Annotated in this window: 5 protein-coding genes; 2 read left to right on the forward strand and 3 right to left on the reverse strand. The window is 70.2% G+C overall.

Going from position 1 to position 7,268, the window contains the following annotated elements:
• Positions 1-48 precede the first annotated feature (48 nt).
• Complete coding sequence (locus AC5LSR_RS16350) at positions 49-1,491, reverse strand: NAD(P)H-quinone dehydrogenase (RefSeq protein WP_250290169.1); 1,443 nt, start codon at positions 1,489-1,491, stop codon at positions 49-51.
• A gap of 562 nt (positions 1,492-2,053) precedes the next feature.
• On the opposite strand from AC5LSR_RS16350, the gene AC5LSR_RS16355 reads away from it, so the two are divergent.
• Entirely contained in the window at positions 2,054-2,494 is a 441-nt protein-coding gene (locus tag AC5LSR_RS16355; RefSeq protein ID WP_250286415.1) for a gamma-glutamylcyclotransferase family protein, read from the forward strand.
• 85 nt (positions 2,495-2,579) lie between these two features.
• Here the strand turns inward: AC5LSR_RS16355 and AC5LSR_RS16360 are convergent, their stop codons facing one another.
• The gene (locus tag AC5LSR_RS16360) at positions 2,580-3,107 is read right to left on the reverse strand and encodes a MarR family winged helix-turn-helix transcriptional regulator (RefSeq protein WP_250286418.1); all 528 of its coding nucleotides are present in this window, start codon (positions 3,105-3,107) and stop codon (positions 2,580-2,582) included.
• Between the two features lie 138 nt (positions 3,108-3,245).
• On the opposite strand from AC5LSR_RS16360, the gene AC5LSR_RS16365 reads away from it, so the two are divergent.
• Positions 3,246-5,363: an MMPL family transporter gene (locus AC5LSR_RS16365; protein ID WP_493465366.1), complete on the forward strand. Its 2,118-nt coding sequence runs from the start codon at positions 3,246-3,248 to the stop codon at positions 5,361-5,363.
• Positions 5,364-5,454: 91 nt separating this feature from the next.
• Here AC5LSR_RS16365 and AC5LSR_RS16370 read toward each other — a convergent pair whose 3' ends face one another.
• Positions 5,455-6,651 (reverse strand): amidohydrolase, encoded by a 1,197-nt coding sequence (locus AC5LSR_RS16370; protein WP_250286421.1) that lies wholly within the window; start codon positions 6,649-6,651, stop codon positions 5,455-5,457.
• Positions 6,652-7,268: the final 617 nt, after the last annotated feature.

Genomic DNA, 7,268 nt, shown 5'->3' on the forward strand with positions numbered 1-7,268 from the left:
AGGCAGGCATCGTCCAGCCGCGACCGGCAACCGTGGCTGGACGCCTGGTCAGAAGCTCGCGAACAGGTCCCGAGGCATGGCGATGCGGGCCGCCTCGGTCAACGAGCCGGACACCGACGGGTAGATCGTGAAGGTGTGGGCCACCTGATCGACGGTGAGGCCGTTGGCCACCGCCAGCGAAACCGGGAAGATCATCTCTGACGCCTGCGGCGCCACCACCACCCCGCCGAGGATGCTGCCGCTGCCGGGCCGGCAGAACAGCTTCACGAAACCGTCGGTGATGCCCTGCATCTTCGCGCGCGGGTTGCGCGCCAGCGGGAGGATCGTCGTCTGCGCCGCCACCTCACCCGACTCGATCATCTTCTGCGAGATGCCGACCGTCGCGATCTCCGGCTCGGTGAAGATGTTGGACGACACCGTGCCCAGCCGCAGCGGCGTGACCGCCTCGCCGAGCGCGTGCCACATCGCGATCCGGCCCTGCATGGCGGCGACCGACGCCAACGGCAGCACACCGGTACAGTCACCGGCGGCGTACACCCCCGGCACCGCCGTCCTCGACATCCGGTCGACCTCGATGTGGCCGCTCGGGGCACGCCGTACCCCGACCTCGGCGAGCCCGATGCCCGATGTCCGCGGCACCGACCCGACGGCCATCAGGACGTGGCTGCCGGTGATGGTCCGGCCGTCCGCGAGGTCGACCTCGACGCTGTCGCCGACCCGGCGGGCGGCCTCGGCCCGGGCCCGGCTGAGCACGGTCACCCCACGGCGCTGGAAGACCTCCTCGAGCACCTTGGCGGCGTCCGGGTCCTCCCCGGGCAGTACCCGGTCCCGGGAGGAGACGAGCGTCACGTTCGCGCCGAGCGCCTGGTAGGCGCTGGCGAACTCGGCGCCGGTGACCCCGGAACCGACGACGATCAGATGCTCGGGCAGCTCCCGAAGATCGTAGATATGGCGCCAGGTGAGAATTCTCTCACCGTCCGGTTCGATGTTCGGAAGAACCCTGGGTGACGCCCCGGTCGCGATCAGGATGATGTCGCCGAAGAAGGCCTCCCCGGAGTCGACCTCGACGGCGTGCGGGCCGACCAGCCGGCCGCGGGCGTGCACCACCCGCACGGCCTCCTTCTCCAGCCGGGTCTCGATGTCGCGGGACTGCGCCGCGGCAAGCCCCCGCACCCGGGCGTGGACCCGCTCGATGTCCACGCCGATGCCGGGCGGCAGCCCCGGACCGGGCAGCGCCCCGGCGTCCCAGCCCGCCTCCGGCAGGACGTGGCCACCGTCACGCAGCCGGACTCCCAGGGACGGCGCCACGGCCAGCTCCGTCATCGCGGCCGACGTGGCGATCAGCGCCTTGGACGGGACACAGTCGGTGAGGACGCACGCGCCGCCCACCCCGTCCGAGTCGATGAGCGTGACGAACGCCCCAAGCTCAGCCCCGACAAGAGCCGCCTCGTACCCTCCGGGTCCTCCTCCGAGAATGACGATTCGCGGCACCTGCGCGCTCCCTTCGATGGGTGGGATTCCCACCAGCTATCTTGCCTTGTCCGATGTGTGAGCAACCATCGCATGAACAGTCACCCGGCCTGGCGGGCGCGGACGCTCCCCCGCCAGGCCGGTACCGGGCGGACCGGGACACCGACGGCCAAGGCCCGGGATGGCCGGGATCCGGGATGCTCGGGGTCTACACTGTCTTTCGCGTAGCTGTCGAACATCGACGACCGGATCCGTGGTACCCCACGGGAGACCATCTGCCGCCGCGACGCGGTTACGGTCCGTGTTGTCACACGAAGTCGGGTCCAGGGACGTCACGATCAGGATCTCACGACCGCCCAGGCAACTGCCCGGGCAACTGTGGCTGGATCGATCGTGGCACATCGGACGGGTCCGGGCAGATATGCGGTCCGCGAGGTCGGCCGGGAGCGGCCGAGGGCTCCCCGCGCGGCGCGTCCGCGCCCGCGGGGGGAGGAAGTGGGTACAGGTAGGGGCCAGTGAAGATCCTCCAGGTAGTTCTTTGCCACCGCGGCCGCGGTGCCCGGGCCGGTGAAGGACGCACACAATGACCTTGTATGCCGCCTACGGCAGCAACCTCGACCCGGCCCAGATGAAGGAACGCGCACCGCACGCCCCCGTCATCGGGACCGGCTGGATCCGCAACTGGCGGCTCACCTTCGGCGGCGAGGACGTCGGCTGGGAAGGCGCGCTGGCCACCATCGTCGAGTCACCCGGCTCCCGGGTGTACGTGATGCTCTACGACGTCGCCAAGCGTGACCTCAGGCAGCTCGACGTCTGGGAGGGCGTGGAGGCCAGCCTCTACACCCGCATCCGCGTACGGATCTTCACCCTGGACGGCGAGGCGCTGGCCTGGACGTACGTGCTGGACGCCTACGAGGGCGGGCTGCCGTCCAAACGGTATGTGGCCATCATGGCCGACGCGGCCGAGCGGGCCGGCGCGCCGTCCGACTACGTGGCCGATCTGCGCAACCGTCCCACCGCCTGACTCTCCCACCGCCTGGCTCCCCCACCGCCTGGCTCCCCCACCGCGCCGGCCCGGGCGGACGGGGCGAGCGTTGACTGACGCAGCACTAGCTACTCTCAGTAATATCAGGTCCGCAACCGAGCCCGCGGGGCTGGACGGCCTGCCCCCGCGCGGCCAGCTCGTCCCCCAGCACGCCGAGGATCCGGACAAGATCGGCCTGGTCCCGCTCGGACAGGACGCAGAACAGGGCCGATGCCCGCTCGACATGCTCCTGCCCGACGCGGTCCACCACCTGTTCACCCTTGCTGGTCAGAGTGATGAGTATCGCCCGACGGTCGTGCGGGTGCCGGGTGCGGCGGACCAGGCCCTCGTGCTCGAGGGTGTCCACCAGCCCGGTCACAGCCCGGGCCGTGGTGCCGAGGTCCTGGACGAGATCGCGCATGATGGGCGGCCGCGGATGGTGGCGCAGCGCCGACAGCAGCCGGACGCCGGCCGGGCTTAGACCGCCGAGCCCCACGGACGCGTGCAGATAGCGCACCCAGGCCGGGCCGAAACGGGCAAACGCATAGAAAACCTGCTCTCGCAGAGATATCGCGATGTCACTGTCGGCGTTCACCTTGGGAGTGTCACCCATAAGACAAACCATTACCAGGTTCACAATCAGCGGTGGTACCGTTGCGGAGGTCAATATGCAAGAGCACAGATCATCCTAACGAGTGGGGAGACGCCGATGTCGGCGCTCGCGCGCTGGTGCCTCCGGCACCGCCGGCTTGTGATCTCTATCTGGATCGTTACCTTCCTGGCGGGATTTGCCACGGCCAGCACCACAGCCGGCCGGCTGACCTTCGACTTCTCGCTGCCCGGCCAGCCCGGCTACGAGACGGCCAAGAAGGTCCTCGCCACTTATCACACGGACAGCCAGGGCGCGCCGTTCATCCTGTCGCTGTCGGCCCAGCCCGGCCAGCGGGTCAGCGACCAGCAGGTGACGGACACCTTCGCCGCGGTCAAGCGCGACGTCTCCGACGTCCGAGTCATCGGCAGGGCGGAAACCGGCGACGACATCTTCGTCACCGATGACGGCCGCACCCAGTTCGCGTACGCCTTCTATCCGCCGCAGGACGGCCTCGACTCCGAGATCACGGTGGCGCTGAAGAAGTCGCTCGCCGAGCACACCCAGGCCGGGCTCACCGGCACCGTCACCGGCCTGAACGAGCTCGCGACCAACGGCGCGAACGACTCCGGCCCGGGGGTGCTGGTCGAAACCCTGATCGCCGGGCTCGGCGCGCTGGCGATCCTCGCTTTCGTCTTCGCCTCGCTGCTCGCGCTGCTGCCGCTGCTCGTCGCCGCGGTGGCGATCCTGTCGACCTTCCTCGTCCTGCTGGGGCTGACCTTCTTCGCGGACGTGTCGTTCCTGGTGCAGTTCCTCGTCTCCCTGATCGGCCTCGGTGTCGCCATCGACTACTCGCTGCTGGTCGTCACCCGCTGGCGGGAGGAACGCGCGCACGGCCGGGACAACCACGACGCCGTGGTGGCCTCGATGCAGTTCGCCGGCCATGCCGTGGTGTTCAGCGGCCTGACCGTGGCCATCGGCCTGGTCGCGATGGTCGTCATCCCGGTGCCCTTCCTGCGCTCCATCGGCTACGGCGGCATGCTCATCCCGCTGATCAGCGTGGCGGTCACGACCACCCTGCTGCCCGCGCTGCTCGGCGGCATCGGCCCGCGGGTCGACTGGCCACGTATCCGGCACGAGAACACCGCGAGCCGGTTCTGGACGAGATGGGCCTCGCTGGTCGTGCGCCGCCGCTGGATCGCCGCCGGCGCCGGGGTCGCCATCCTCACCGCGCTGATCATCCCGTTCCTCGGGATCCAGATCGGCACGGCGCAGTCCGGATCGCTGGCCAAGAGCGGCCCCGCCTACGAGGCAATAAAGATCATTGAGAGCGGCGGTGCCCCGAAGGGCGTCCTCACCCCGGCCGAGATCCTGGTCCAGTCATCCGCGGTGGACGACGTGCTGCGACGGGTCCGGGCCGTGGACGGCGTGGTCACCGCGACCGCCGCGAGCGGCCCCGAGGCGAACCGGGACGGCACCTCACTGATCATCGCCGTGCCGGACAGGGAGACCGCGGGCGGGCGCAGCATCGACTCGATCCGCAACCTCCGGTCCGCGCTGCACGACGTGCCCGGCGTCATCGGTGTGACCGGGATCGGCGCGTTGCAGCTGGACTACATGCACGGCGTCTACGGGGTGTTCCCCTGGGCCCTGGCTCTGATCGTCATCGTCACCTACATCCTGCTGGTGCGGGCCTTCCGCTCGCTGCTGCTGCCCCTGAAGGCGGTGGTGCTCAACCTCGTCTCGCTGGGGGCGACCTTCGGGGGCGTGGTGCTGTTCTGGCAGCACGGCTACGGCTCCGAGGAGATCTACGGCATCGAGGCCACCGGCGCCATCACCTTCTGGCTGCCGCTGATGGTCTTCGCGTTCCTCTTCGGCCTGTCCATGGACTACGAGGTGTTCATCCTCTCCCGCATCCGTGAGGAGTACGACGCCCGCGGCGACACCGACGCCGCCGTCGTCGAAGGTGTCGGCCGCACCGGGCGGCTGGTCACGTCGGCCGCCCTGATCCTGTTCCTGTCGTTCCTGTCGCTGTCGAGCGGGCCGCAGACCGACATCAAACTGTTCGCGACCGCGCTCGGCTTCGGCATCCTGCTGGACGCGACGGTCGTCCGGATGCTGCTGGTGCCGGCCCTGGTCTCCCTGTTCGGCAGCTGGAACTGGTACCTGCCGGACAGCGTCGCGAAGCTGCTGCGGATCGAGACCTCGCACCCGCGGCCGGCCGTTCCGGGCCCCCGGCCTCAGCCCGAGGCCGACCTCGAGGTGCCCAGCTCCCGGTAGCACCCGCAGCTCCGGGCAGACACATCCGCGGGGCCCTGGCTCACTGCCAGGGCCCCGGTTTCCTTCTCGGCTTTTCGACGGTCGCGCGCCGTCACTCCTCGGCCGCGGCGGCCGAGGCGAGACCGGCCGCGGTGGTCGCCAGCAGCCGGACGCCGACGCCAATGGCCTTCTCGTCCACGTCGAACCGGCCCTGATGAAGGTCGTGGACGGGGCCGCCGGGGCTGCGGGTGCCCAGCCGCGCGAGCGCTCCCGGCACCCGCTGGAGGTACCAGGCGAAGTCCTCACCGCCCAGGGACTGACCGGTGGGCGCGACGGCGTGCTCGCCGATCGCCGCCACGGCCGCCCGGCGGAGCGCCTCGGTGATGTCCACAGAGTTGATCACTGGTGGGACGTCCTGCCGGTGCTCGATCGTCGCGGTGGCGCCGTACGGCGCCACGAGCTGCGCGACCAGCCGTTCGACCATCGCCGGCGCCCGCTTCCAGACCTCTTCGTCGAAGAGGCGCAGCGTGCCCCGCAGCAGGCCGTCACGGGGAATGGCGTTCGGGACGCTGCCCGCCTCGATCTGCCCCCAGACCAGGCACGCCGCCGCCCGGGGGTCGACCGTTCGCGACAGCGCCGCGGGCAGCCCCGTCACCACCTGCGCCAGCGCGTGCACCAGATCCACGGTGTTCTGCGGACGCGACGTGTGCCCGCCAGGGCCCCGCAACCGGACCTCGATGTAGTCCGTCGCGGCCGTGATCGGGCCGCCGCGGATGCCCACCCGCCCGACTTCGAGCGCCGGGTCGCAGTGGACGGCTATCGCCGCGGACACCGAATCCAGTACGCCCTCGCGGATCAGCTCGAGCGCGCCGCCGGGCATGACCTCCTCCGCGGGTTGGAACACCAGCCGGATGGTGCCGGGCAACGGGTAACGCTCGTCGAACGCCGCCAGCGCCCTGCCGGTCCCGAGCACGATCGCGCTGTGGACGTCGTGCCCGCAGGCATGGCTCACCCCCGCCACGCAGGAGGAATAAGGGAGGTCTTTCTCGTCCCGCAACGGCAGCGCGTCGATGTCCGCGCGGACTATGACAACCGGGCCGGAACCGGTACCGACATCGCACCACAGGCCGGTGCCCGAGGACATCACCCGTGGCTTGAGACCGGAACTGTTCAGTGATTCCGCAATCAGTTCGGTCGTCCGCAGCTCCTGCCAGGCCAGCTCGGGATGCGCGTGGATATCACGACGCACATCCACCAGATCTTTCTCATTGTCCGCAAGCCAGGCCGCGACGAAGTTCTCCACCTTCACCGCACGGCCACCTGCCTACGGCCCCCACCCTGGCCCACCAGCCATCGACACCGAAAAGCCTCGGCCCCCTGCAAGTCAGACCCCTACTCTCCCGATATCAAACGATCACCAGATGCTACTGCGCGACGAGACGCCCAGGCGGCCCGGCGACCGCGGCGGCGCGGCAACCGGAACACGGCGGACACCGACACACCATCCCCGGATTTCCGGCGGATCGACTCGCAGGCCGCGGGGGACGCCGAGAGCCACAGCGCGAAATCGCACCACCGCGGGCGAGCGCACCATCGCCGCTCACCCCCGTCGACCACGGTACTCCGCCCCCGTCACGCCCCGGCCGAAGCCGTCCGGCGGCCCCGCCTGGCAGCCCCGTCCAGCAGCCCCGCCTGGCGGCCCCGGCTGTCACTGCCGGCCTCACCCCCGGCTTCCCCACGTCACCCCGCCCGGGGGAGCTCCCTCAGGCTCCTCCGGGCCTTCGGATCCACGGCTCCGCGGGCCTTCGGATCCGCAGGCCCTGAAGGTCGTCCGAAGTTCTCAGGATCCGAGGGGACGGGAAAAGAAACATGACCGTACACCCTCCGGCCAGCCGACGCACCGAAGCCGTCACCCATATCACCGGC

It is taken from the genome of Protofrankia sp. CiP1_Cm_nod4 (assembly GCF_982290645.1).

Coding starts and splice junctions, on each gene's coding strand:
- AC5LSR_RS16355 (WP_250286415.1), top strand. CDS start 2,054: ATGACCTTGTATGCCGCCTACGGCAGCAACCTCGACCCGGCCCAGATG.
- AC5LSR_RS16360 (WP_250286418.1), bottom strand. CDS start 3,107: ATGGGTGACACTCCCAAGGTGAACGCCGACAGTGACATCGCGATATCT.